Below are 23,657 nucleotides of genomic sequence, written 5' to 3'. Positions count from 1 at the left end.
TGGGAGATTTAAAAATGCAGAGAAATGAAATCAGCGTATTGATGTCACTGTATAAAAAAGAAAATCCTGCTTTTTTAGTTGCTTGCTTGGATAGTGTGTTAGCACAAACGTTGTTACCAAAGGAAATCGTTATCGTCATTGATGGGCCAATCACATCCAAATTGCAGCAAGTGCTTGACGAATATCAATCTAAGAGCGGGCTTTTGCGATTGTTGCCACAAAAAGAAAATAAGGGATTAGGATACACTTTGGCAATTGGGGTTGAAGCTTGTCAATATGAGCTGGTTGCGCGAATGGATACAGATGATTTAATGTTACCGACAAGGTTAGAGGAGCAAGCTAACTGTTTTAATCAGAATACTGATCTGGCAATTTGTGGCACAAATATTGAAGAGTTTATTGAAGACTCATCCAATATCATCAGTAGGAGGCTTGTGCCAAAATCAAATCAAGCAATTCGTCAATTTTCCAAAAAACGTAACCCATTTAACCACATGACAGTGATGTTCAGACGTTCTGATATCTTGAAGGTTGGTAATTATCAACCGATGCAGGGGTTTGAAGATTATTATTTGTGGGCAAGACTCTTGAAGGCAGGTTACAAGGCATATAACATTCAAGACTTCTTGGTTAAAGCTCGTGTGGGGAAAGACATGTATAAGCGGCGTGGAGGGTGGCAATATTTGATCAACGGCGTTCGAGGGCGTATTGCTGTTTATCACGCCGGGTTGGGGAATTTCTTTGATTTTATAATCACTACTGGGGTGCATATCGTCGTAAGTCTGATGCCAAACAGAATCCGAGCGAGGTTTTATCAAGAAGCATTGCACTAATAACGTGGTGGGAGGGAGTCTCTTGTATAGTCAGGATTCACAGCTTAAGAAAGTTCAAGAACGAACCCTAAAGATTGCTAAAACTATCGCCGATTTTTGTCAAAAGCATAATTTGTTGTGTTACCTTTGTGGCGGTGGTGCTATTGGTGCGATTCGCGAAAAGGGGTTTGTTCCTTGGGATGATGATCTAGACTTCTTCATGCCAAGAAAAGATTATGAGCGTTTTTGCCAACTTTGGCAGATGGAAAAGCCTAAGGGTTATGTGTTGGAGCGAACATCACAACACTTTATTAACCATAATAACTTTACGACGATTCGCGATCCAGAGACAACATTTGTTAAAACATATCAAAGAAATTTAGACATTGTTCATGGCATTACAGTAGACGTTTTTCCACTTGATCGAGCACCAATTGGCAAATTTCAACAAAAGCGTCAAAAGTTATGGGCATTAATTTACGCTCTGTTTAATGAACAGATTGTCCCTGTTAGCCATGGCGGTCTTGTCACAGGTGGTAGTCGTTTATTACTCAGTACATTCAGATCTCCGAATCAGCGTTATCATATTTGGAAGTACGCTGAAAAACAGATGATGCGGTATGACGACAAGAACACACCTTGGGTTACTGAATTGTGTGTTGGACCTAAATATATGGGCAATCGTTACCCAACAGAGGACTTTGCTTCCGCCGTGTGGTTGCCTTTTGAAGACGTTAAATTACCAGTACCTGTTGGTTATGACCGATACCTCCGTCACGTGTTTGGTGACTATATGAGGCGTCCTAAAGTTAGTCAGCAAGTTCCACACCATGATGCGGTGTTTGTTGATCCAGACACTCCATATACTAAGTATCGTGGCATTTACTATTTGACAAAAGGAGAAAAATAAAATGGCAACAGCAATTGTTATCGCAGGTGGCGTTGGTAAACGAATGGGCATGGAAATCCCTAAGCAATTTATCATGGTAAATGAAAAGCCCATTATTATCTATACATTAGAATCATTCGACCGCCATCCAAAAATTGACCAAGTCGTGGTCGTTTGCAAACATGGCTGGGAAGATACCATGTGGGGATACATACACGAATTTGGTATCAAGAAAGTCAAGTGGGTGATTCCTGGTGGTAAAATTGGTCAGGAATCCATTAATAATGGTGTCCAGTTCCTCAATGATAAGTGTGAGGATGAAGAGACGGTTGTTATTCATGATGGTATTCGACCACTTGTTGATGAATTGGTTCTGTCGGATGTGATTGTTAAGTGCCAAGAGTATGGCACAGCAGTTACTTCGCTGCCATACAATGAACAGATCTTTATCAAGAAAACAGAAGAAACAACTGAGAAATATATTGATCGTAATACACTGCGTCGAGTTGGCACACCACAAGCCTACAAATACGGCATGTTACGAGATGCATACAACGAAGCCATTGCCAAAAATATCGGCATGACTGATTCTTCTTATACGAATACGATGATGGTTGATCTTGGCCATACGCTACATTTTGCCGCTGGGTCTGATAAGAATATTAAATTAACAAATACAGACGATCTGGCGTTGTTCAAAGCCTATTTACGCGAGAAGGAGCTGTGAGCTGAATGTTAACCCAGAATGCCATGTATCTAAGTGACTTAGATAAGGTCATCAAGGGTCAAAAGGACTGGTCTGCCTTAGATGGCCGGTCTTTTTTGATAATTGGCGCATCCGGCATGATTGGCACTTTTTTGATTGACGTTTTGATGCGTCGGAATAGTCAAGCAAATGCTCATATCGAGGTCTATGCCATGGGCCGCAGCAGAGAACATTTAACGCAACGGTTCTTGCATTATCAAACCATGTCGAACTTCCATTTGGTTGTCGGTGATGTGACCGATGCCCTGCCTGATGATTTGCAAACAGATTATGTGATCAATGCAGCCAGCAATACGCATCCACGGGCATACGCAACTGATCCAATTGGTACCATCACAACCAATTTTTTAGGCAACGAACAGGTTCTTAAGCATGCGGTTGCACATCCTGAACAGAGAATCTTGTTTCTTTCGAGTGTAGAAGTTTACGGTGAGAACCGTGGGGATGTTGAAAAGTTTGCGGAAGATTATTCCGGTTATCTCGATCCCAATACATTGCGCGCTGGTTACCCAGAGAGTAAACGGGTCAGTGAAGCATTATGTCAGGCATATATTGCTGCGCATCATCTCGACATTGTCATTCCCAGACTAAGTCGCGCATTCGGTCCTAGCATGAAGCTGGATGACTCTAAAGCATCGTCCCAGTTCATCTTAAAAGCCGTCAATCAGGAAGATATTGTCCTTAAAAGTAAAGGGACGCAACATTATTCTTACGCTTACGTTGGGGATGTTGTTTCTGCCCTTCTGTTTTTAATAGTTCAAGGCAAAACTGGAGAGGCCTATAACGTGGCTAATCCTGACCTAGATTTGCATTTGCAAGAGTTTGCGGGTGCACTTGCCACAATGGTCAATCGAAAGCTAGTCTTTGATTTACCAGACGATGTTGAAGCTGCCGGTTATTCGAAAGCGACAAAGGCCCTGCTTGATACTAGTAAAATCAACGCTTTAGGGTGGCAGCCTTTGTTTGATCGCAATGAGTCATTGAAACACACTGTTGAAATTCTGAGAAGTGAGTTGGAAACCGATGCCCAAAATTAGCATTATCGTTCCCGTCTATAATGTTGAAAAGTATTTGCAGAAATGTGTTGATTCTATTTTGGCACAGTCGTTTCGAGATTATGAGCTTATCTTGGTTGATGACGGGGCCACGGATGCAAGCCCCAGCATTTGCGACGATTATGCGGAGAAAGATCAACGAGTGAAAGTCATCCACAAGCAAAATGGTGGGCTCAGTGACGCGCGCAACGCGGGTATTAATGTTGCCAGCGCTCCATTTCTGGGATTTATTGACAGTGACGACTATATTGCCCCAGATATGTATGAACAACTCTATTTTGATATGATTGATGGGCAGGCAGATCTTGCCATCTGCGGTATTTACGATATCTATGAAAACAAGGACCCAAAACAGCTTCCGGAAGTAAGAAAAGTTTTGACCCCAGAGCAAACCTTGAAAATGATTTTGGATGCGAAACTTATTTCAGTCCATGCAGTTAATAAACTTTATAGAAGAGAGATTTTTTCCAAAATCAGATATCCAGTCAATGTCATTACTGAGGATGCGGCGGTTATCATTCCCATTTTGCAAGCCTGTAAAAAAGTGGTTATCAATACAAAGCAGCAGTATTATTATATTCATCACGTTGGAACAATTTCGTCTCGTTCGTTTTCTGATCGTGATCTAGATACGATTAACGTATGGGAGAGAAATGAGGAAATAGTTAAACGCACCTTCCCAGCGTTGGCATATGCATGTCACACCCGTGTTTGTTGGGCTAATTTCTTGGTTTTAGACAAGATCATGGTAAGTAAGAACTGGCGAACGATTGCGGTTAGAAAGAAGATTATTCTGTTTTTAAAGAAGAATTGGCGGTTCATCATCAAGAACAACCGGCTAACTAAGGGCAGAAAGTTAGCGTTTCTAGCTTTAGTGATTAATGAAGTCTTATATAGACAGATCATTCTTCAAACGAAAACAACTTTAGGAGATTAAATTGATTAAAGGCTCGAATAATAGAGGTGGCGAGAACTTGAAACGCAGTCGTTTGGATTACTCAATTATGAATTCTGGCATTTCCACATTGATATATGTGCTTCGGTTGGTCATCCAATTCGTTGCCCGAAGCTTTTTTATTCGATACTTGGGCGAAGTTTATTTAGGGCTCAATGGTTTGTTCACAAATATCCTTAGTCTTTTATCAGTGGCAGAACTTGGCATTGGGACTTCAATTATTTTTGCTTTATACAAACCCTTAGCGGTCCAAGATCATGAGCAGGTCAAGTCATTAATGAGGCTTTATAAAAGAGCTTATGAAGCAATCGGACTTGCAATAGCCGCTGTCGGATTGGCAATCATGCCGTTCTTAAAGCTGATTGTTAATAAAGATCAACATTTTGAAAATTTGTATTTAATATTCTTGCTTTTTTTGGCTAATTCTGTTGTCAGTTACTTCTTTACTTATAAAAGATCGCTAATCACGGCTGACCAAAAGGCTTATATTGTTTCGCTTAATGATTTTCTGTTTTTGCTGGTGACAAATGTTTTCCAAATTGTCTTTTTAATATTAACATCTAATTTCATTGTCTATCTGATTATCCAAATCATTTCGACCATCGCTTCAAATATTACAATTTCGATTATTGCTGATCGAAGATACCCATATATTAAGGAAAAAGATGTTCAAAAACTAGATGCGGGGTCAGTTAAAGAAATTAAACGAAATGTTATTGGGAATGTTTCATCAAAAATCGGCGGACAGATTGTGATGGGTACCGACAACATTCTGATTTCGGCGTTCGTTAATCTATCTGCTGTTGGGTTGTATTCTAATTACACGTTGATTGTTAATGCTATACAGAATGTATGTACACAAATTACTAACTCAATTACAGCGAGTATCGGTAATTATGCGGCAGAAAGAGATGCTCAATCAAGCTATGTCCTTTTTAAAAGACATTTTTTTATTAACCACACACTAGTATTTTTTACAACAACTATGTTATTGACAATGATTAATCCATTTATTACGTGGTGGGTAGGTGGAAAATATAATCTGACATTTTTGACGGTTGTGTTGATTGTTGCTAATTATGCAATTCAGGTTTATCGAAATACCGGTTTTGCGTTTATTGAATCTTTTGGACTTTTTTGGTATCAAAGAACCAAGGCATTTATTGAAGCTGCCATCAATTTATCAGTTTCTTTAATTTTGTTAGGTTGGTTTAAATTGGGGATCAACGGCGTCTTGTTAGGCACCATTGTTTCTTCATTTGGATTTGTCATTTGGTATGAGGCATATGTTGTGTTCAAACATGCTTTTCATCGAAACCTTGCAGAATTTGCCAAGATGTTGTTAACCAACATGATCCAATTAGCAGTCGCAACTACGATTGTTTACAGTGTCACAAATTATGCATTGAGTTTGACAAATTTAACTGGCATTGTTGGCTTGGCACTTCGCGCAGTTATTGCGCTATTGGTAACCGTTGTCCTCTATGCTGTTTTGTATTGGCGCAATGATGGCACGAAATATCTACTTAGCATTGTAAAACGGATCTTGAAAGTTGGTGCTTAAATGAGGCTTGCTATTATTAGTCCTGAGTTTGGTTTTGGCGGATCGAATATGGTTGCTCGTAATGTAGGGCAACAATTAGAGAAGGAAAATGAAGTTTTTTTCATAGCCTATCAATTTGATCGAGAGCCTTTGCATTCAGACCATTTTTATTTCGTCGGTAAACATCGTGATAGAGCAACTCGTACAATTCAAAAGTTTGAAAAAGGCTTGAGCGTATTAATTACGCATAACTTTTCTCCTGCAAAGTATTTTAAGCAAGAGATAGAGACGACGATTGAACTACTGAAACGGGAAAGAATCAAGACGGTGATTTTAAATTCGTTTATTGCAGGAACACTTTTCTGTGAGGCAATCAAGAAAGAAATTCCTGATGCGAAAGTCATTACTTGGTTACATGAATCTGTCGAATTTGGCAAGCATTTGACAAGGTATTATCGCAATCGATTTTTATTTGCCGTTAAAAACTCCGATGTGTTAGTTTGCTTGACACATGAAGCCCTCAACTATTATAAGCAGTTTAACAATAATATTCGAATCATCTATAACCCGATTGATTTGCCTGATCATGGTCTTGCCAATCTAAGTGAACACATTATTTCGTTTACTGCGAGGTTAAACGTGCATATTAAGGGGCTTGATTATCTTTGTCAGATTGCTGCTGATCTGCCTAGCGGTTGGAAGGTCCGGGTTGCTGGGGAAGGATCTGCTGAGGATGTTCGAGCTTTTAAAAAGTTGATAGATGAATCTGGAGTTGGCGATAAGTTAGATTTTGTTGGTGCCAAGAAAGGGCAGGAACTAGTAAAGCATTATGAGAGTAGTTCTATTTTCTTGTCGACCTCACGCACTGAAGCTCTTCCACTTGTGATGATTGAAGCACTTTCTTTCGGCCTGCCAATTGTAAGTTTTGATCATCCTGGGGCACAGGAAATCCTAGAAAAGGGGCAAGTTGGGCTGCTTAGTCCAATTGGCGATACTGGGAGCGTTCATGAGCACTTGATGAAACTTATAGGTGATCTGGACCTCAGACAGCAATTTGGTGTAAAATCCATAGGACGCTATCAAGATTTTAAAACTCAAACCATCATTCAAAGATGGTATCAGATTCTTAATGACAACTAGGGGAGAGTATTTTGGAAAACATTCGAGAAGGTTCCAGAGCTGGGTCAGTAATTACTGAGTACTACCTTTACATACTGTTCGTTTTTTTGATTTTGCGGTCGATTAACTACTATAGCCTTATACCGTCAGTCTTTGATTCTATTGTGTTTGCACTGTTGGCAGTTGCCGGAGGTGCCATGATTGCTTGGAATTGCTTAGACTTTTTACGTCATAAGTCATTCGTTTCTTACGATTGGTGGCTTATAGGATTCTTGATCGTGATGTTTATTTCTAGTCTGTTGAACAGACATTATGGTGTTTCTGGCAATTTTAAAACAATTGTGTGGAGTGCTATCTACTTTTTTCTCATATATGCTCTTGCAGCCAACGGACGGCTTAGCAAGTATTTTTATCAAACAGTTATTAGAATTTTTGGATGGGCGTATTTCTTCGTGTCGCTAGTCAGTTTCGGCATGTATTTAATTCAATATAGTTATCTTCGCCCTGGCACCATTGAAACACGTATCCGTATCGGTTTCCTGGAAGGTCGACTTTTTGGAGCATTTGGGGATCCAAACTTCGGTGGTATGTTTGCACTGATATTGGTCATCGTTTGTATTTACGGCATTGTCGTAAAAAGTCATGTTTTTCCTAGATGGTTCCTATTTACAAACCTTTTTTTACAAACCTTTGTTTTAGTTTTAACAGGGTCACGATCAGCGATATTAATTGGTGAAGCCTTAGCAGCTGTTGTTTTCGTGGCTCTGGTGGCTAGATATTTGGCGGCTCGTGGCACCAATTTATTAGTCAATATTGTAGCTAGCGTTATTACATTGGCTGTCAGTGTTGTGGCATTGACGTTCTTTGTTGCTAGTCTAAAATGGCTGCTTGAAAAATTACCACCACTGTTTGAATTCTTACAAATTCATCGACCGCATGGGCGCGAGGTTGTATCACTAAAACGTGCGGACGTAGCTGATAACAACGATGTTTCTAATATGCGTTTTTCAATTTGGTCGAGTGCCATCGAAATCTTCAAGACAAAATGGATTTTTGGCGTTTCTCCACGTAATATGGTTGCTTATGCAAAAGACATGCTTCCTAAAAGTCTAATTGCCCAGCAAGGATTCAAGACTCATAACGCTTGGATTGATGTACTGGCATCTACTGGTTTAGTCGGTTTTGTGACGATGATTGGGTTTTCTATCAAGAGCGCTTTTATGGCTTTGCGTTCACTTCAATTTGGCAAAAAGATGCTCTCGGCTGATTCTAATGTCCAATTCCTAATCGTTGCATCGCTGATTGGCTTCACGTTCTTCGTCAATGTCATTTTCTTTACAAATGATGTATGCAGTTTCATCTTCTGGATGGTTCTAGGGAATATGTATTTTCAATTCCGCCAGCGGCAAAGCGCACTTTCTTAAGCATCTGCGTTGACATGCAATGCCCTCTTTCAAGCGTTGCCTCAGGATAAATTGATCGTTAACCATTTTTAAGCCGGTTGAGTTTGCAAGAAGCATTCTCACCGACTTTTTTGTCACATATTTTTAATCTTTCTTCTTTGACAAGCGATGCGGAAATATCATAGACTAACGGAGTAGCTAAAACTAAGTTAAAACTGAGGAGGTAATGACGAATTTTGAAAAAAGTTAGTAAATTGGGGTTCTTTTTTTTCATTGGCGTGGGGATTTTAGGCAGTACACTTATAACATTTGGGGTATCGCCAACACATTCAGTTCAAGCGGTGATGTCGACTAATACCAACACACCACGAAAAGATTTTGTCGATGTTTCTTCTAACAACGGATCCGTTTCTGTCTCTGATTATCAAAAGATGAAGAGCAGTGGTGTTACTGGCGTTGTCGTTAAGGTCACAGAAGCATCAAGTTATCATAATCCATTTGCCACATCACAAATTGCGAACGCACGAGCTGCTGGTTTAAAGGTATCCGCTTATCATTATGGTTGGATGAATTCAACCACAGATGCTAGAAGTGAAGCAGATTATTTTGTTAATAATGCAGCTGCAGATGGCATTGGTCGTTCAGATACCATGGTACTTGATTTTGAAGAACCAAAAGTCATTGGGCAATCAGTGGATCATACCCAAAATATGCAGGCATTTATTGATGAAGTAAAGCGCCTCGGATACAACAATGTCAGGGTATACACGGGTCCATGGGTTATTTCCAAAACTAATATGAATACGGCTAGTCTTGGCAAGAAGAATATGTGGATTGCGGCTTATCCAAATGATAGTTCACTTTATGCCAATAGAGCTGACTATTCTGATTATGGCGCTTGGCAGTGGGCATCGGACTTGAAATTTCCTGGGGTGACTGACTTTACTGGTAGTCCCCGGCAGTTTGATATTTCCGCTGATTATACAGGCATTTTTTCTAATAGTGCACCTCAAGGCCCATACATTTCTGACGGCCGTTATGTAACAATTACCAGCAAAGATTATGATCTATGGTCGAGTTTTGACTTCACTTCTACCACTCACTCTGGAGCAGAATTGTTCCAAAAAACATTACGTGCTGAGGGCCACTATAATCATCAAAATGGCAGCACTTACTATTCTCTTTATGATGCGAAAGGCAATTGGCAGGGATATATGAATGCTGCTGGGGCAACAGTTGCTAGTGGTGCTCAAGGCGCTTGGCTGCCATTTCAAGATTCATATCAAATTAAGGGATCATACCCAATTTGGACTGATTTGAATTCTTGGACGGAAAAACAGGATGACAACAAGTATACTGGACAAACAGTTCAGGCGACCGGTATGTATCATCATTTTAATGGTGCAACGTATTATTCTCTATACCAAGGCTCCACTTGGATCGGCTATATGAATGCCGATGGGTTAACGAAAGATCGCCCGGAAGGACCTTGGTTGCCTAAATCTGGTTATGTCACCATGACGGATGCTTCAGCTAACTTCTGGAGTAATTTTAGTTTCAACAATCCAACTGCTAACGCTAATGCTTATCTTCACCAGACGCTAGTTGTTGATGGCCAGTACAAACACTCTAATGGACATACCTATTATTCTGTATATACGGCGCAAAGAAAATGGGTCGGTTATCTTGATGCTGCTGCAGGTATCTTTACCACCCGTCCAGAAGGCGCTTGGCAAAGCCAGAGTGGTTATTTAACTTTGACACAACGAAATAGTCCGATTTCAAGTAACTTTTCTGGAGGACAGATTGCGAATACCGATCAGTTTTTCCAGCAGACCTTTCAAATCGGCGGTGCATATCATCATGCTGACGGCACTGTTTACTACTCGTTGTACAGAAACAATGGTAGTTGGTTGGGTTACGTGAATGCAGGTGCAGGCACATATTCATCAGAGAGTCAAGGTGCGTGGCTGAACTTTTCATCTGGCGCTACGGTATCTCAACCAGGATATTATTTCTGGAGTAACTTTAACTGGAACTATATTGGCAAAAACTCAAACATGCTTTATGGCCAATCAGTAAGGATTAACGGTGTCTATCATCATGTTAACGGGGCTATCTACTACTCTGTCTATGATTTAAACGGCCAGTGGATTGGTTATGTTAATTCAGGGGCAATTTCGCTTAAGTAGTTTGTTAGTGTTTTTTTCAAAGTATGTTATGAAGCCCATGGACACAGTCTTAAAGGTATATCTAAACATTGACGAATCCGCCAATACCTAGATATACCTTTTTTTTTAGCCTTTTCCTCAAAAAATTTAAGGATGACAATTGGCTATGGGGATGTAGTATTCGCGGCGGGACAACGTTTGTTATTCAATTGTTTCTTAAAAATTGTTTTTGTTTAAAATTAAGTTTCTGTTATCAAGGCTCCGTGTTATAATTACTGATGTTTTCAAATTGGGGAGGGGAAAAAATGAGAAAAGCTAAAATTATTCGGACACGACAGGTCGTTTCACCGTTATTGACGTTGTTGGCGGCGGTTGCTTTATCAGGGGTTACAACCGTTCATGCTTCTGACAACACTGATAAAACGCCTGCAGTGAACGAATCAGTACAGAGTAGCGCTACTTCGCAACAAGGACAGGCAGCAGCAACCGATCGCAAGGCGGGCACGTTGTCTGATGATGATCTTGAAAAGTTGATTGATCGCTCTGATGCGACACCGACACAGGATATCCTGAAGATGAAAGACGGGGTTCCTTCAGATCAACAAGAAGCGTGGTTGACAGTTGCTAAGCGCGTTGCAGATCAGGATTTGTCCACGAGTCATCGTGAACAGGTTATCTTGTACAATGAAACCAAGATTGTGGTGCCAGCACCTAAAGCGGCTGCACCAAGTGCTGAAAGTGATGCTTCGAATCAGGCAAGCAATGCTTCTGCGCAGAACCCAAGTTCTGCGGCCTCGAGTGCAGCTGCTTCATCAAGCAGTTCTTCGGCGGCGGCCTCTAGTAGCAGTCAAAGCAAGCCAGAAGCTGCACCGGCTAAAAATGAGGCGGCTAGTGCGGCAGCTACACCTGCACCGGTTACGGATAATCGTTATGTTTCCGTAACTGACAAAAATGCGGTGTTATATGCAGATTTAAATGGTACCAAGAAGCAGGAAGGCGCAGCTGTTTACCAGCGGACCTTTAAATCGCAAGCTAAGTATCAAAAAGATGGCGTTACTTATTTGGCCTTGTATGATGCCAATCAGACGTTGCAGGGTTACATGAATCAAGCGTCGATCAAAGTTGCGGCAGGTGCTGGTGGTGTTTGGACCAACGCTAGTGGCTATGCTAGTTTAACTAAACCTGGCCAAGATGTTTATGGCAATCTTGATACTAAGCAGGTCATTAAGAAAAGTGATGACGTCTTAGACAATACGTACTTTATTTCTGGGGCCTATCATCATCTTGATGGTCAAGTTTACTATTCACTCTATGACAGTCATAACAACTGGCTCGGCTATATGGCCGGTTCAGGTTTCGAAACGGTCAATAGTGCCGAAGGCGCTTGGGCAGCAGCTTCTGGTTATGCTAAGGTCGTGGATAAGAACTATGCGATCTACAATAGCTTTAAGTTTGACGCCACGGGTAGTACAGATCATTACTATCAGCAGTACTTTAAGAAGGTTGGCCAATACCATCATGTCAATGGAGCTGTTTATTATTCAGTCTTTGACCTATTCGGTCATTGGCTTGGCTATGTAAATAGTGCGGCTGTTCAAAATGTGACGATTGCCAACCCTGAAGGCACTTGGCAGGCAGATGACCGTTATGTGACGGTTACTGATAACCGAGCCACCTTGTACTCAGACTTTAATTGGACTAAGAAGCAAGCGGCAACAGATGTTATGTTGCAGACCTTCAAGTCAACCGGTAAGTACCATAATCTAAACGGTCTGACCTATTTGTCCCTGTATGACAAGGATGGAAACTGGCGTGGTTATATCAATCAACAATCAATCACAGCTGGGGTTTCTGATGGCGGGGCATGGTTGCCTGCTAATGCTTATACGACCTTTACAGCGGCAAACGTGAATGCCTATGCGGACTTTAATCAACAAAAAGTCGCTACTTCAGGTGCTGGATTGGTTAACCAAACGGTTAATATTTCGGGTCAATATCATGCCTTCGGTGGCGTTGTTTATTATTCGATCTATGACGTTCGTGGCAAATGGTTGGGCTATGTGGATGCTAGTCAAGTGAAAACGACATCAAGTGCAGCTGGACTATGGTTGCCACACGATGGTTATTTGACAACCACCCAAAGTGGTCAAATGATTTACACGAACTTGGATAGTTTTGCAGGTGGGCGGACGACCACGGCAAATTATCAAAGAACCTTCCGGATCATGGGCGAATATAAGCACTATAATGGTGCAACTTATTATTCACTTTATGACGGCAGCGGCAACTGGATGGGTTATCTCAATTCAGCACTTGGAAGCGAGAGTAAAGAAGCACAAGGGGTTTGGATGAACTATAACGCCAACGTGCTCATTACAGCTTCAAACGCAGCACTGTATAGTTCTTTCTTTAATATGACCCGTGATACGTCATCGTTGTATGGCGGTGTTTATCAGGTCAGCGGCAAGTATAGTCATGTTAATGGGACCACTTACTACTCCCTGTACGACGGGAATCGTTGGTTAGGATATCTTGCTTCTTGGGCAACCGTACCTTACGAATTACGATTCTTAAATGTGCCTTATGTCAGCCAATTCCGACCAATTATGGCTCCAGACGGATGTGCACCAGCAGTGAGTATGGCGTTACAAGCCGTTGGCGTTAATCCATCACTGTCTTACTTGATGAATAACTTGCCTATGGCCGGATCGGTTCCCGGTGGTCAGGCTGGTAGTATTTATGGTGGTGGGTTCCAGTATGTTATCACGCCAGCTGCATTAACCGTTTATGCCCAGAACTGGGATAAAAATGCTCGGAATATTTCCGGTGCATCAACCACACAGATTATTGCAGAGGTTGTTACAGGGCATCCTGTTCTGTATTATGGTTTCTCACCATATCAAAAGAGTGGAGACTATAATCGTAACCATTGCCATGTCATTGCAGGTTTTGATCCAAACCGTGGCTTCGAAATTATGGATCCAGGTTATAATACGCAGTTTGATCGTGCTGGAAGCGCTGGCGGGAACAGTCGCTTTGATCATGGTCCTGTTTATTGGATCTCACTCTCAAGCTTTGAAAGTGAATATGCGCATCAGTATGGGTCCGAAGCAGTTAAACGGGCAATTGCGTTTTAAGCGTCAGCTTAGGCTGTGCTTATAAACTTTTAAAGTGTGACTAATCCTTCAACCCAAATAATAAATAAGTTTGACACTTGTTTTGGGGCTACTAGGTGAAATTTCTTGAACAAAGCATCAGAGGCTCGCAAATTGCGAGCCTTTTTTGCTAGATGATATTGGGGTAAAGTAAAAATGAAAACGAATAATGAAAGAAACTATGGTATCGATTTACTACGGATTTTTTCAATGGTATCGGTTGTTATTCTCCACAATCTGTATCAAGGTGGTATTTTACCGCAGTTAAAAACAAATAATCCGAATTGGTGGCAGTTTTGGTTGTTGGAAAACTTGGCAATAGTAGCTGTTAACGTTTTTGCGATGATTACGGGCTATGTTTCCATGATGCATAGATTTAAAAGTGATCGAGTTTTGCAGGTGGTTTTTCAGACAATTTTTTGGTCAGTCACTGTCTCAGTCACGTTATATCAACTGAGAATGCCAATTTCCGTAGAAACGGTTAAAGCTAGTTTCTACCCTCTTGCTCAGTTTTGGTATGTTAATGCATATATTGGTCTGTTTTTGCTTTCACCTGTTCTTGCTTTTGGTGTCAAACATGTTTCGAGGAGGACTTTTAAACGTCTGCTTGTCGTTTTGCTTATTGTTTCGGCGGGCCTTGATGCCGGCAGTCACTTTTTCCTGCTGAACGGTTATACAGCTTATTGGCTTGTCGTGATGTACTTGGTTGGCGCTTATATCCAGTTATATCCTGATGCTATTAGATGGAAACCAGTTGCTTTTCTGGGCATTTATTTCTTAATGGCTTGTTTGTCAACATATCTACAATGGAATGCAGGATGGTTTCATACGGATAAATGGTGGTTTATTCGATATACTTCGCCATTTGTAATTGTGGAAGCTATCGCGATCTTTATTTGGGGTGTACGATTGCGAATTAAGAATCGATTATTAAGGGCAATATTGAAATTTTTCGCCCCAATTTCCTTTGGTGTTTACTTAATAGATGAGTCAAATTTTTATGATGTTATTCTGCCAAGAATGTTCACGAGTATGATTCGTGAGCAACCAACCTATTTTGCACTTAGAATACTGGGTATTTCTTTGTTAATGTACCTTGTTTTCGCATTACTAGATTTTGTGCGTTTATTAATTTTTAAACTACTTCATATTAATCAAGGCTTGGCATTGATTGATCGGTCTGGCAAATGGTTAATAGACAAATTGTAGATTTTCAAGCTCACTAAAATGTTGCTGAAAAGCTGTTGAGGTGGGATGAGTCTCTCATCGAGAATTTTTTTAATCGGCTAATTTGTGAGACCATCAGCACTTAATTTTTCATGATTTTAATGGTCTGGAAGACATTCATTTTTGGAGTTATCTCTTTTTCGAATCAAATTTAAACCATAGTTTACCCGATTCATGTTAAAATATTTTTGAAATTAACGGATAAAGATATTGAGGTGGATCGGTGAGTCTTCGCAAAGTTACAAGAGTATCGGTGGTTTTCTTAGCACTATTGTTGATCGTTGGCGGTATTTATACAACTACGCGTTATTTCCACGATGAACAAATTAAACGCCATGCTGTTCGTATTAGCAAGCAAAAATCAAAGATAGCGGAGTCACAGCGGCAAGCATCAAAGGAGCGTTTACGCACTGCAGCGAGGGTGGCTAAACATCGAGAGATGGAAAAAGTTGCAGCGGCCAAAATGGGACAGAATCACATCGAAAGTGCCAATCAATATGCTTATCCAGTTGCCCAAGTCAAACAAGAGATGGATGCACCGTATACAAGTCCAATTAAAGAGAAGGTGGTATTTTTAACTTTCGATGATGGTCCGAATACGGTTAATTCGCCTAAGGTTTTGGATATTCTCAGTCAGGCTGGCGTTCATGGGACTTTTTTCGTCGTTGGCAAGCAGGTCAGTCCAGAGACAGCGCCGGTTCTTAAGGCGGAATATGATGCTGGGCATGCAATTGGATTACATAGCATGACGCACGATTATAGTTTGCTTTATCCTAGTCGGGTGGGAGCCACGGCAGTAATCGAGAATGAGGCGAAGAGTGCCCAAGCCGCTGTCCAACAGGTTTTGGGATCGGATTTTCGCAGTCATATTTGGCGATATCCGGGTGGTCATTTTAGCTGGAAGGGCTTGGCTGCCGCAGACGTCGCGCTTAGTCGGCTTGGTCTCGATTGGATTGATTGGGATGCGGCAGTCGGCGATGCACTTAGTCCGGCGCAGGAGCCGAAGACTGAGGATGCGATGCTGCAATACCATCTACGTTCCCTGAATGTTTATCCGGCCAGTAACGTGCGAGTTGTCTTAATGCATGATGCCCTTGGTAAGGATCTGACGGTTAAAACGTTGCCGCGGATCATTCAGTATTATCGTGACAATGGTTATAAATTTGGCGTTTTGGAATAAAGACCCTGACAGGCGTTTCTTTGCCGGACAGCTAGTGGTGCGTCTAACCAGAGCAACCTAGACAAAAAGAAAAGAGCACCAACGGCAAGCTGATTGCCGTTGGTGCTCTTCTTTTGTGCTTTCCCAGCGAAAAGGGGTTAAACTTCTTCTTTTACAGCGAATCGGGCCAACTTACCTTTTTGTGCTGGGTTGACGACAGCGGTAATAAGCGTGCCATCTTCGCGGTAGTCAGTGGCCTTGACGACAGTTTCCTGATTCAGATAACTGACGAGTTGACCTTGATCAAATGGGATCAGGTAGGTGTGTTCTTCGTCTTGGCCGAAGATGTCGGCTTTGATCAGACGGGTCAGGGCTTCCAACGAGTTTTTATCACGGGCGGAATACACGATGCGTTGGCCAGTGACTTCAGGATAGCGGGTGCCTTCACGCAAATCGGCTTTGTTGTAAGCTTCGATCATCGGAATATTTTCGATGCCGACTTCTTTCAACGTCTTTTCAGTGATAGCCATCATTTCCGGATAGTTTTCGTCGGAGTAGTCCACGACTTGAATCAAAAGATCGGCGTTGGCTGCTTCAGCGAGGGTGGCTTTGAAACTGTCAATCAAATTATGTGGCAGTTTTGAGACGAAGCCGACTGTGTCGCTGAGCAGGAACTTGCGATTGTCTGGCAAGGTGAGTTGCCGGACACTGGTGTCCAAGGTGGCAAAGAGCATGTCTTTTTCAAAAACTTGTTTGTCTTCCGGACGGTCGGCAAAAAGATTGAGTAAGCCATTCATCGTGGTGCTTTTGCCAGCGTTGGTGTAACCGACTAGTGCAACGACGGGGATGTCATTACCTTCGCGCCGGGCGCGGCGGACCTGATCACCAACACTCGCGTCTTTGAGTTCGCGACGCAGATGGCTGATCCGCTTGTTGAGAACCCGTCGATCAAGTTCAAGTTGCGTTTCCCCTGAACCACGTGTGGCAAAACCAGCACCACCACCAACCTGCTGATCAAGCCGGTTGGCGCTGGGATGCAGCCGTGGTAAGGCGTATTGCAGTTGGGCAATTTCAACTTGGGTTTTGGCTGCCTTGCTACGGGCACGATCAGCGAAGATATCTAGGATCAGCTGGGTTCGATCAATCACGTGCAGTTTGGTTTGCTTTTCGAGATTGCGGAGTTGTGATGGCGACAGTTCATCGTTGATGATGATAGTCGTTGCGTTTTTGACGTCAGCAAGTTCGCGAATCTCATCGACTTTGCCACTGCCAAAATAGGTGGCGGCTGCGGCGCGATCGAGACTTTGGCGGACCTCGCCGACGACGGTGTAGTTATCCGCTTTGGCAAGTTCGCCGAGTTCGGTCATGGTGTAATCAAAGTCGGGCTGCTGACGCGAGATACCGGTAATTAAAACATTTTCTGATTGAGGTTCATTGGATAATTGTTCAGTCATAAATTCCTTTCATTGATCCGGGCTTGGTCGCCGCGGATCGGTGCTAGCAGATCATCATTCATGGCGCGCCTGACGTAACCGCATGGCGATTCACCCCTTTCGATTCATTAGACCAAGTGTAACACGGTAGCCCAAATCTACCCAACATTCGGTGCCAGGACCTGAATATGATCGCTAATCACCTTCAGCGTCAATGGCGTTTTGGTACTAGGATCGCCGTCAATCCTGCTTTGTAAGGTTTTCGGTGTTTTGATGGTCAACTCTTTGGTTGCAAAGTAGGTCATACCGGGCAGTTTTTGGAAGTTGCCGGTGATGAAGTACGGGATTGCTAGTAGTGATCGCCACAAGGTCAGTTTGGGGGCGAGGAAAACGTGCAGCCGACCATCATCAGGGGCAGCGTCAGGGACGGCGTTGGTGAAGCCGCCGACTGAGTTTGTCATTGTGATTAATAGGAACTGCGTGTCTTTTTGCCACTTACCATCGGCGCTATCCAACTGCAGGATCCAATGTTGATGTTGAACCAGAACTTTAAAGCCCTTCATGAGGTAGATGATCGGGCCGAAGTGCTGTTTTTCTTTCTGGGTCACGGATAAAGCCGCATTTGCTAAAACACCGAGGGTCAACGTGCTGACCATGTAGTGATTATTGACCTGAGCAACGTCGAGTGGCTGTGGGGCAGCTTCAAGAATGTTTTTGATGGCTAACGGCAACAGTAACGGAATATGCAAAACCTTGGCGAGATTATTAACGGTTCCTTCAGGCAAAATGGCCAACAGTGGCGGATTTTTGCGCGGTGCGAGACCAGCGACAACTTGATTGATGGTGCCGTCACCACCGACAGCCACCACAATGTCTGCTTGGGCGTGATAGGCGAACTCGCGCGCGTCATCGGCACTTTTGGTTGGCGCCATCGTGACCTGATGCTGGCGATCTTCCAGTTTCGTTTTGAGTTGTTCGGCAGCAGTTGGTCCTTTAGAATGCCCGGACGCCGGGTTGTAGATAATCGTATAGCTGAGCATGGCGGCACCTCCTATTAACTAGTTTATCACGGTGAACGATAGCACATGCTGGCCGGTGATAATTTTAAGGATAAAAAGACGACCGCTTGTATGATTTTGACGGTCGCAGCTAGTGACGATTCAATTTAAAAACGGTTAGTCAGTGCTAATTTGACGGCGGCCGTTGGCGGTGACTTTGGCAACGACACCAATGATGACGAGATCAACGACAAAAATGATGCTCCATTGCAAGATTGGATTGAGATGGTTGAGCAGGTTGACATGCATGCCATATGTGGCGGCACTGACCAATCCGAGCAAAATGATCACGGTGAAGCCGAGCCAAGTTGTTCTGCCAAATGCGAGACCGTTTCTCGCTTTTCGTTGACGTTGGGCGATCCATGGCATCAAAACACCAAGGGCCACCATGCCAATCGGAACGACAATGTTTAAAACCAGCATTAAAGCGAACGTCTCCGTAGTCGCATCTGTCGGGAAGAAGCCAAGCGTGCCAAGCAGGAACGTAATCCCCAACATCCAGATCCCAACGAATAAGCCAACCTTCCGATTTTTTAGATAAGTATAGGCTGGCGTCGGGAAGCGATCCTGATGTAAGCGAACCATGGTGTAAGACCAGAAAAGGAAGCAGGTTGACAACGGGCTGACAATGCCATTGAGGTTCAACAACCAATTAAAGATGTCGTTGATTTTTGGTAGCAAAGCACCTAACGCCATGATCAAAGCACAAAGGATCGTGGTCATCCAATAGCCGTTGATTGGCAAGCCGTCTTCATTCATTTTCGTTAATTGCCGTGGCATAAAGCGTTTGGCGACGTCAGATAGAAAGACACGGGTTGAAGCGTCAAGAATAACAGCTAGTTGGGCCAACATGTAGATGCCTTGGACAACAGCGAAAAGATACATCAGGCTGTTACCTAATCCAAACTGGCGACCGATTGCCTGAAAAGCATAATAGGAACCATTCATTTTCAAGTCATTCGGCAAGTGATGAGCGTTGAAATAAACGCCGAGCGAGAAAGTGCCGAATAATGTGAGAAACATGGTCATGATGGCAATCATTTTCAATGCCTTGGGGAAGTCGCGGGCTGGATGGCGCATGTCTTTGGTGTATGGCGCTGCAAGTTCGGAGCCGTTCATCGCAAAAACGAACAGGCCGAAAGTTGATAAGAAACTAAGTGAGAAGAAATCTTTGGGAATAAAAGCTTTGAAATCAAAGGGTCGCGTGGCAATTGGTGCACCTTTGGACAAACCGACAAAGGTCATCACCACGAAGAGAACGGTCATGATAAACATCGCGCCACCGCCGATCGTTGACATGATTTCCAGACTTTTATTTTTGAAGAAATGCTGAAGCCAGATGAAGATGACGAAAATGACGGCGGTCAGAATTCCAAACCAAGCATTGCCAAGGTTGGCTTGAATGTTGCCATTGCCATTTGCGATCCAGCCAAATGAGATGACGACAGAGTTGGCAACATCAACGACGTAGGGCAGGCCGGTAATCCAGTAGAACCAAGCCGCATAGTAGCCGACAGTGTCGCCGTTGGTTTCACGCATCCAGCTGGTGATGCCACCGCCATGCTCGGAAAAAGTCGAGCCCATGTGCGCGACAATCAGGTTGTAAGGAATCACATAGAAGAAAGTCATGATGATCCAACTGGTGAAGGCGACCAGTCCTTGATTCTGGAAGTTATAAATGATGTCATCGAACCCAATAACTGTGACAAAGTCCATGAGGCCGACAACTACCCAAGGGATATATTGTTTCTGTGGTTTATCTAATTCATTCATATAAAAGGCTCCTTAAATATCTGAAGGTTTAAAAACGACGGGTTTTTAAACTCATCCCCGGCGCCTTATTACGGAGTTTTCCCACTGCGACCCAACTTTCATGTATATTTTCAAAAGCCATTAGTGATTATATCAGGGATTGCGGCGGTTTTGCGGCAAAAGGTAAAGAAAGACTAAAGCAGCTTACAAAGCCGTAAGTTACAAACAACCATCCGTTAGGCCATTATCAGGAAAAAGGCAGCCTAACCCGCTATCATAAAGTTTGTAAACAAAACACAAAGATACAAATGGAGGTCTATTATGGACAAGCAACCTGTCGTAACTGTTGACAACGTTACGAAAACCTATGGTAAAAAAGGGGAAAAACAAACACCCGCATTGAAAGGTGTCAGTTTCGAAGTACAACCCGGTGAATTCGTCGGCATCATGGGCGCATCAGGTTCAGGGAAAACGACCTTGCTCAATATCCTTAGTACGTTAGATACACCGACTTCTGGCTCCGTTTTGATCAAAGGTGCTGACGTCACAAAATTAAAAGGGGATGCCTTATCAGATTTTCGAGCTAAAAAAATCGGTTTCATTTTCCAAGATTTTAATTTGTTGGAGAACCTAACTGGCCGCGAAAATATTGCCCTCCCGCTCGCGTTGCAAAATGTGGGTGCGAAGAAGCAGGCGGCGGCTGTTGATAGCATTGCCCAAACATTAGGAATCAATGAAGTGCTCGACCACTATCCAACGGAGTTATCTGGTGGTCAAAAACAACGAGTTGCCGCTGCCCGGGCGTTGGTGCAGAAGCCAGATATCCTGTTCGGGGATGAGCCAACGGGTGCTTTGGATTCCAAGTCAGCCCGTGAGTTATTGGATACCATGGAACAGTTGAATAAGGAACAGGATGTCTCTATCTTGTTGGTCACCCACGATCCGTTTTCGGCTAGTTATGCCAGCCGTATTTTGTTCATTAAAGATGGGCAAATCGGTTCCGAGCTGGTTCATGGTGATAAGAGTCAGGAAGCCTTCTATCAGGAGATTCTTGACACACTCGGCACATTTCAAAAGTAAGGGGCGTCGTCTATGTTAACGAAACTTGCACTCGGCGGCCTGAAGAACCGCTTCCGCGACTATGCGGTTTTATTCTCCGGTCTGGTTATCGCCAGCGCCGTTTTTTACATGTTCATGTCACTTGCCACAAACACAAGCTTTTTAAAGAAAAATTCACCGATTGGTTTTACACCATTTATTTTTGGTTTCGGCGCGGTGCTACTGGCCATTATCACGTTGGTTTATATCGTCTATGCCAATAGTTTTCTACTTAGCATGCGCCAACGCGACTATGCGATGTTTATGATGCTCGGTGCAAAAGGGCGAAAGATTGCGCAACTGATTTTCCTTGAAACCGTGGCAATTGGGCTTTTAGCAACAGTTGCCGGTATTTTGGTCGGGATGGTCGGCACAACCTTTGTGGGACAATGGCTCATTAACACCCTACACGCGCCGGCAACTGGCTTCTCAGCGTTTTGGCTGCCAGCCGTATTGTGGACATTAGGCTTCTTCATTGTCTTATTCATTCTGTCGGCGTTCTATAATGCTGGAAAACTATTGAAAACACCAATGCTACGGTTGTTGCATCAAGCGCAGACACCAAATCGAATCAAACAACGCAAAGGAATTTTCGTCTTACAGATTGTCTTGGGACTGATTTTGCTTGCGGTTGGCTACTACAGCATGTATGCCATCGCTAAAATCGGGATTATGGCGATTCCATTGGCCTTGGTTACCATCGTTCTAGGAACCTATTTCCTGTTTAACTCAGTCTTTGTCGCGCTGATTGGCTTATTGAAGCGAAACCACAAGTTTGCAGCCAAACAGTTGCATACGTTTACCTTGTCGCAGCTGAGTTTCCGGATTCGGGACTATACGCGGATTTTATCTGTGGTTGCCATGCTGTTTGCTTTAGCTTTAGGAGCGATTACTGTTGGCCTTGGCTTTACGCATGATATTCCGGATTTGGCGAGTCAGGCGACCGCCTACGATTTAACAGTTGCCTCGCCAAATGCTGCGACCCGTGCGCAAATCAGTCGGTTGCAGGATGTCACTGCTAAGCAAGACTATACGATTAAATCGGATGCCAAAACGGTTTACATCAGCCAGCAAGCTCTCGATGCCCATCCGCTTGAAATTAAAGCCAATGACGGAGGACTTGATACGCCGAATATTAAAGTCACGAGCCGCAACTTTGCGGAGATGACTGAACGTTATCCAAGTTCTTTTGGTATTTTTATCGGCAATAATCGAGGTAAACAAATGAAAGTCGCAGATGCCGCGACCTTCGCGAAGCTCGGGAATGCAGAAACTTTGACCACGTTTAAAGTTAAGGATTTCGGTCAAAACTACGACACGATTCAGAAAATTGTCGAGCTGCAAAGCAAGCAATATCCGCGATTATGGAGCAGTAACGGCGATCAGAAGTTTATGATTTATGCGCTAGTGAACAGCATGTTCTCTGGCCTCGCCTTTATGGGCTTCTTCCTCGGCATTGCTTTCCTCGGCATGTTAGCTTCGACGCTGATGTTCAAGATTCTATCTGGGGCCAATTATGACAAGAGTCGTTATCTGATGTTGCAGAAAATCGGGGCACGACCGCGTGCATTGCGACGCTCAATTCGGCAAGAAATCGGAGCCTTGTTCCTACTCCCAGGTTTCGTTGGCATTATCCACGTCTTGTTTGGCCTTCAGCTTTTTAAGACCATGTTGCGCGCACCATACGGGCATCTTGCGTTACCATTCGGTTTGTTCATCGTTCTGTATGCACTCTATTATCTGGCGACAGTTTGGATGTACCAGAGCATTGTGATCAATAAGAACTTAGCGGAAAAAGCCTAAAGAAAAGATCCTTTAGGTTGCACTATAGGCTGGAACATAATTCTCAGCTGACAATTAAAAAGCGAACAATTTCCCTAATATCGGGAAGTTGTTCGCTTTTACCTGTTCATGGATTATTATTGTGATTTTCAAAGACCGGAGTTTGGCACGGCAAGAAGTTTGAGCCCACCATCTTTGTTTTCTTGAAAAATAGCAGATTTGAACGCTTAAAGTTAACCGACTAAAACGTCGTGTGCAGACATCTATTGACAGATGAACA

17 protein-coding genes are annotated in these 23,657 nt (G+C 43.1%); 14 read left to right on the top strand and 3 right to left on the bottom strand.

Annotation, left to right across the window (positions count from 1 at the left end; translation table 11 throughout):
- Positions 1-14: 14 nt before the first annotated feature.
- From AC07KQ_RS09665 to AC07KQ_RS09610, 12 genes are all read left to right on the top strand, one after another.
- The gene (locus AC07KQ_RS09665; protein WP_149591258.1) at positions 15-833 is read left to right on the top strand and encodes a glycosyltransferase; all 819 of its coding nucleotides are present in this window, start codon (positions 15-17) and stop codon (positions 831-833) included.
- Positions 834-855: 22 nt separating this feature from the next.
- Positions 856-1,722, top strand: coding sequence for a LicD family protein (locus AC07KQ_RS09660; RefSeq protein WP_003585140.1), 867 nt, complete (start codon positions 856-858; stop codon positions 1,720-1,722).
- Between the two features lies 1 nt (position 1,723).
- A complete protein-coding gene (locus AC07KQ_RS09655; RefSeq protein WP_003585138.1) occupies positions 1,724-2,428 on the top strand; it encodes an IspD/TarI family cytidylyltransferase in 705 nt (234 codons plus the stop codon).
- Between the two features lie 5 nt (positions 2,429-2,433).
- On the top strand, positions 2,434-3,504 hold the full coding sequence (locus tag AC07KQ_RS09650; protein WP_149591259.1) for an NAD-dependent epimerase/dehydratase family protein: 1,071 nt from the start codon (positions 2,434-2,436) through the stop codon (positions 3,502-3,504).
- A complete protein-coding gene (locus tag AC07KQ_RS09645) occupies positions 3,491-4,459 on the top strand; it encodes a glycosyltransferase (protein WP_149591260.1) in 969 nt (322 codons plus the stop codon). Before AC07KQ_RS09650 ends, AC07KQ_RS09645 begins: the two co-directional genes overlap by 14 nt.
- A gap of 37 nt (positions 4,460-4,496) precedes the next feature.
- A complete protein-coding gene (locus tag AC07KQ_RS09640; protein ID WP_016379500.1) occupies positions 4,497-6,041 on the top strand; it encodes a lipopolysaccharide biosynthesis protein in 1,545 nt (514 codons plus the stop codon).
- Positions 6,042-7,160: a glycosyltransferase gene (locus tag AC07KQ_RS09635; RefSeq protein WP_016382140.1), complete on the top strand. Its 1,119-nt coding sequence runs from the start codon at positions 6,042-6,044 to the stop codon at positions 7,158-7,160.
- 11 nt (positions 7,161-7,171) lie between these two features.
- The gene (locus tag AC07KQ_RS09630; protein WP_149591261.1) at positions 7,172-8,563 is read left to right on the top strand and encodes an O-antigen ligase family protein; all 1,392 of its coding nucleotides are present in this window, start codon (positions 7,172-7,174) and stop codon (positions 8,561-8,563) included.
- A gap of 215 nt (positions 8,564-8,778) precedes the next feature.
- Positions 8,779-10,734, top strand: coding sequence for a GH25 family lysozyme (locus AC07KQ_RS09625; RefSeq protein WP_149591262.1), 1,956 nt, complete (start codon positions 8,779-8,781; stop codon positions 10,732-10,734).
- A gap of 284 nt (positions 10,735-11,018) precedes the next feature.
- A complete protein-coding gene (locus AC07KQ_RS09620; protein ID WP_225442011.1) occupies positions 11,019-13,850 on the top strand; it encodes a C39 family peptidase in 2,832 nt (943 codons plus the stop codon).
- Positions 13,851-14,024: 174 nt separating this feature from the next.
- A complete protein-coding gene (locus AC07KQ_RS09615; RefSeq protein ID WP_003585120.1) occupies positions 14,025-15,077 on the top strand; it encodes an acyltransferase in 1,053 nt (350 codons plus the stop codon).
- A gap of 241 nt (positions 15,078-15,318) precedes the next feature.
- Positions 15,319-16,275 (top strand): polysaccharide deacetylase family protein, encoded by a 957-nt coding sequence (locus AC07KQ_RS09610; protein ID WP_016383940.1) that lies wholly within the window; start codon positions 15,319-15,321, stop codon positions 16,273-16,275.
- Between the two features lie 137 nt (positions 16,276-16,412).
- Here the strand turns inward: AC07KQ_RS09610 and hflX are convergent, their stop codons facing one another.
- The 3 genes from hflX to AC07KQ_RS09595 all read right to left on the bottom strand — a co-directional run bounded on the left by hflX (position 16,413) and on the right by AC07KQ_RS09595 (position 20,518).
- Positions 16,413-17,708, bottom strand: coding sequence for a GTPase HflX (gene hflX / locus AC07KQ_RS09605; RefSeq protein WP_003595494.1), 1,296 nt, complete (start codon positions 17,706-17,708; stop codon positions 16,413-16,415).
- A 137-nt stretch (positions 17,709-17,845) separates the two neighbouring features.
- Entirely contained in the window at positions 17,846-18,727 is an 882-nt protein-coding gene (locus AC07KQ_RS09600; protein WP_149591162.1) for a diacylglycerol/lipid kinase family protein, read from the bottom strand.
- Between the two features lie 135 nt (positions 18,728-18,862).
- Complete coding sequence (locus AC07KQ_RS09595) at positions 18,863-20,518, bottom strand: APC family permease (protein ID WP_003602832.1); 1,656 nt, start codon at positions 20,516-20,518, stop codon at positions 18,863-18,865.
- Between the two features lie 300 nt (positions 20,519-20,818).
- On the opposite strand from AC07KQ_RS09595, the gene AC07KQ_RS09590 reads away from it, so the two are divergent.
- Complete coding sequence (locus AC07KQ_RS09590) at positions 20,819-21,577, top strand: ABC transporter ATP-binding protein (RefSeq protein WP_003595487.1); 759 nt, start codon at positions 20,819-20,821, stop codon at positions 21,575-21,577.
- Between the two features lie 12 nt (positions 21,578-21,589).
- Entirely contained in the window at positions 21,590-23,398 is a 1,809-nt protein-coding gene (locus AC07KQ_RS09585) for an FtsX-like permease family protein (protein ID WP_003585113.1), read from the top strand.
- Positions 23,399-23,657 lie beyond the last annotated feature (259 nt).

It is taken from the genome of Lacticaseibacillus sp. YLM2-1 (assembly GCF_056583465.1).
Note: the sequence above shows the minus strand (reverse complement) of the source record. Positions and strands in the feature narration are given on the sequence as shown.

Bases quoted from the DNA above. Each gene is read 5' to 3' on its own strand.
- AC07KQ_RS09665 (WP_149591258.1), top strand. From the start codon at position 15: ATGCAGAGAAATGAAATCAGCGTATTGATGTCACTGTATAAAAAAGAA.
- AC07KQ_RS09655 (WP_003585138.1), top strand. From the start codon at position 1,724: ATGGCAACAGCAATTGTTATCGCAGGTGGCGTTGGTAAACGAATGGGC.
- AC07KQ_RS09650 (WP_149591259.1), top strand. From the start codon at position 2,434: ATGTTAACCCAGAATGCCATGTATCTAAGTGACTTAGATAAGGTCATC.
- AC07KQ_RS09645 (WP_149591260.1), top strand. From the start codon at position 3,491: ATGCCCAAAATTAGCATTATCGTTCCCGTCTATAATGTTGAAAAGTAT.
- AC07KQ_RS09635 (WP_016382140.1), top strand. From the start codon at position 6,042: ATGAGGCTTGCTATTATTAGTCCTGAGTTTGGTTTTGGCGGATCGAAT.
- AC07KQ_RS09620 (WP_225442011.1), top strand. From the start codon at position 11,019: ATGAGAAAAGCTAAAATTATTCGGACACGACAGGTCGTTTCACCGTTA.
- AC07KQ_RS09615 (WP_003585120.1), top strand. From the start codon at position 14,025: ATGAAAACGAATAATGAAAGAAACTATGGTATCGATTTACTACGGATT.
- hflX (WP_003595494.1), bottom strand. From the start codon at position 17,708: ATGACTGAACAATTATCCAATGAACCTCAATCAGAAAATGTTTTAATT.
- AC07KQ_RS09600 (WP_149591162.1), bottom strand. From the start codon at position 18,727: ATGCTCAGCTATACGATTATCTACAACCCGGCGTCCGGGCATTCTAAA.
- AC07KQ_RS09595 (WP_003602832.1), bottom strand. From the start codon at position 20,518: ATGAATGAATTAGATAAACCACAGAAACAATATATCCCTTGGGTAGTT.
- AC07KQ_RS09590 (WP_003595487.1), top strand. From the start codon at position 20,819: ATGGACAAGCAACCTGTCGTAACTGTTGACAACGTTACGAAAACCTAT.
- AC07KQ_RS09585 (WP_003585113.1), top strand. From the start codon at position 21,590: ATGTTAACGAAACTTGCACTCGGCGGCCTGAAGAACCGCTTCCGCGAC.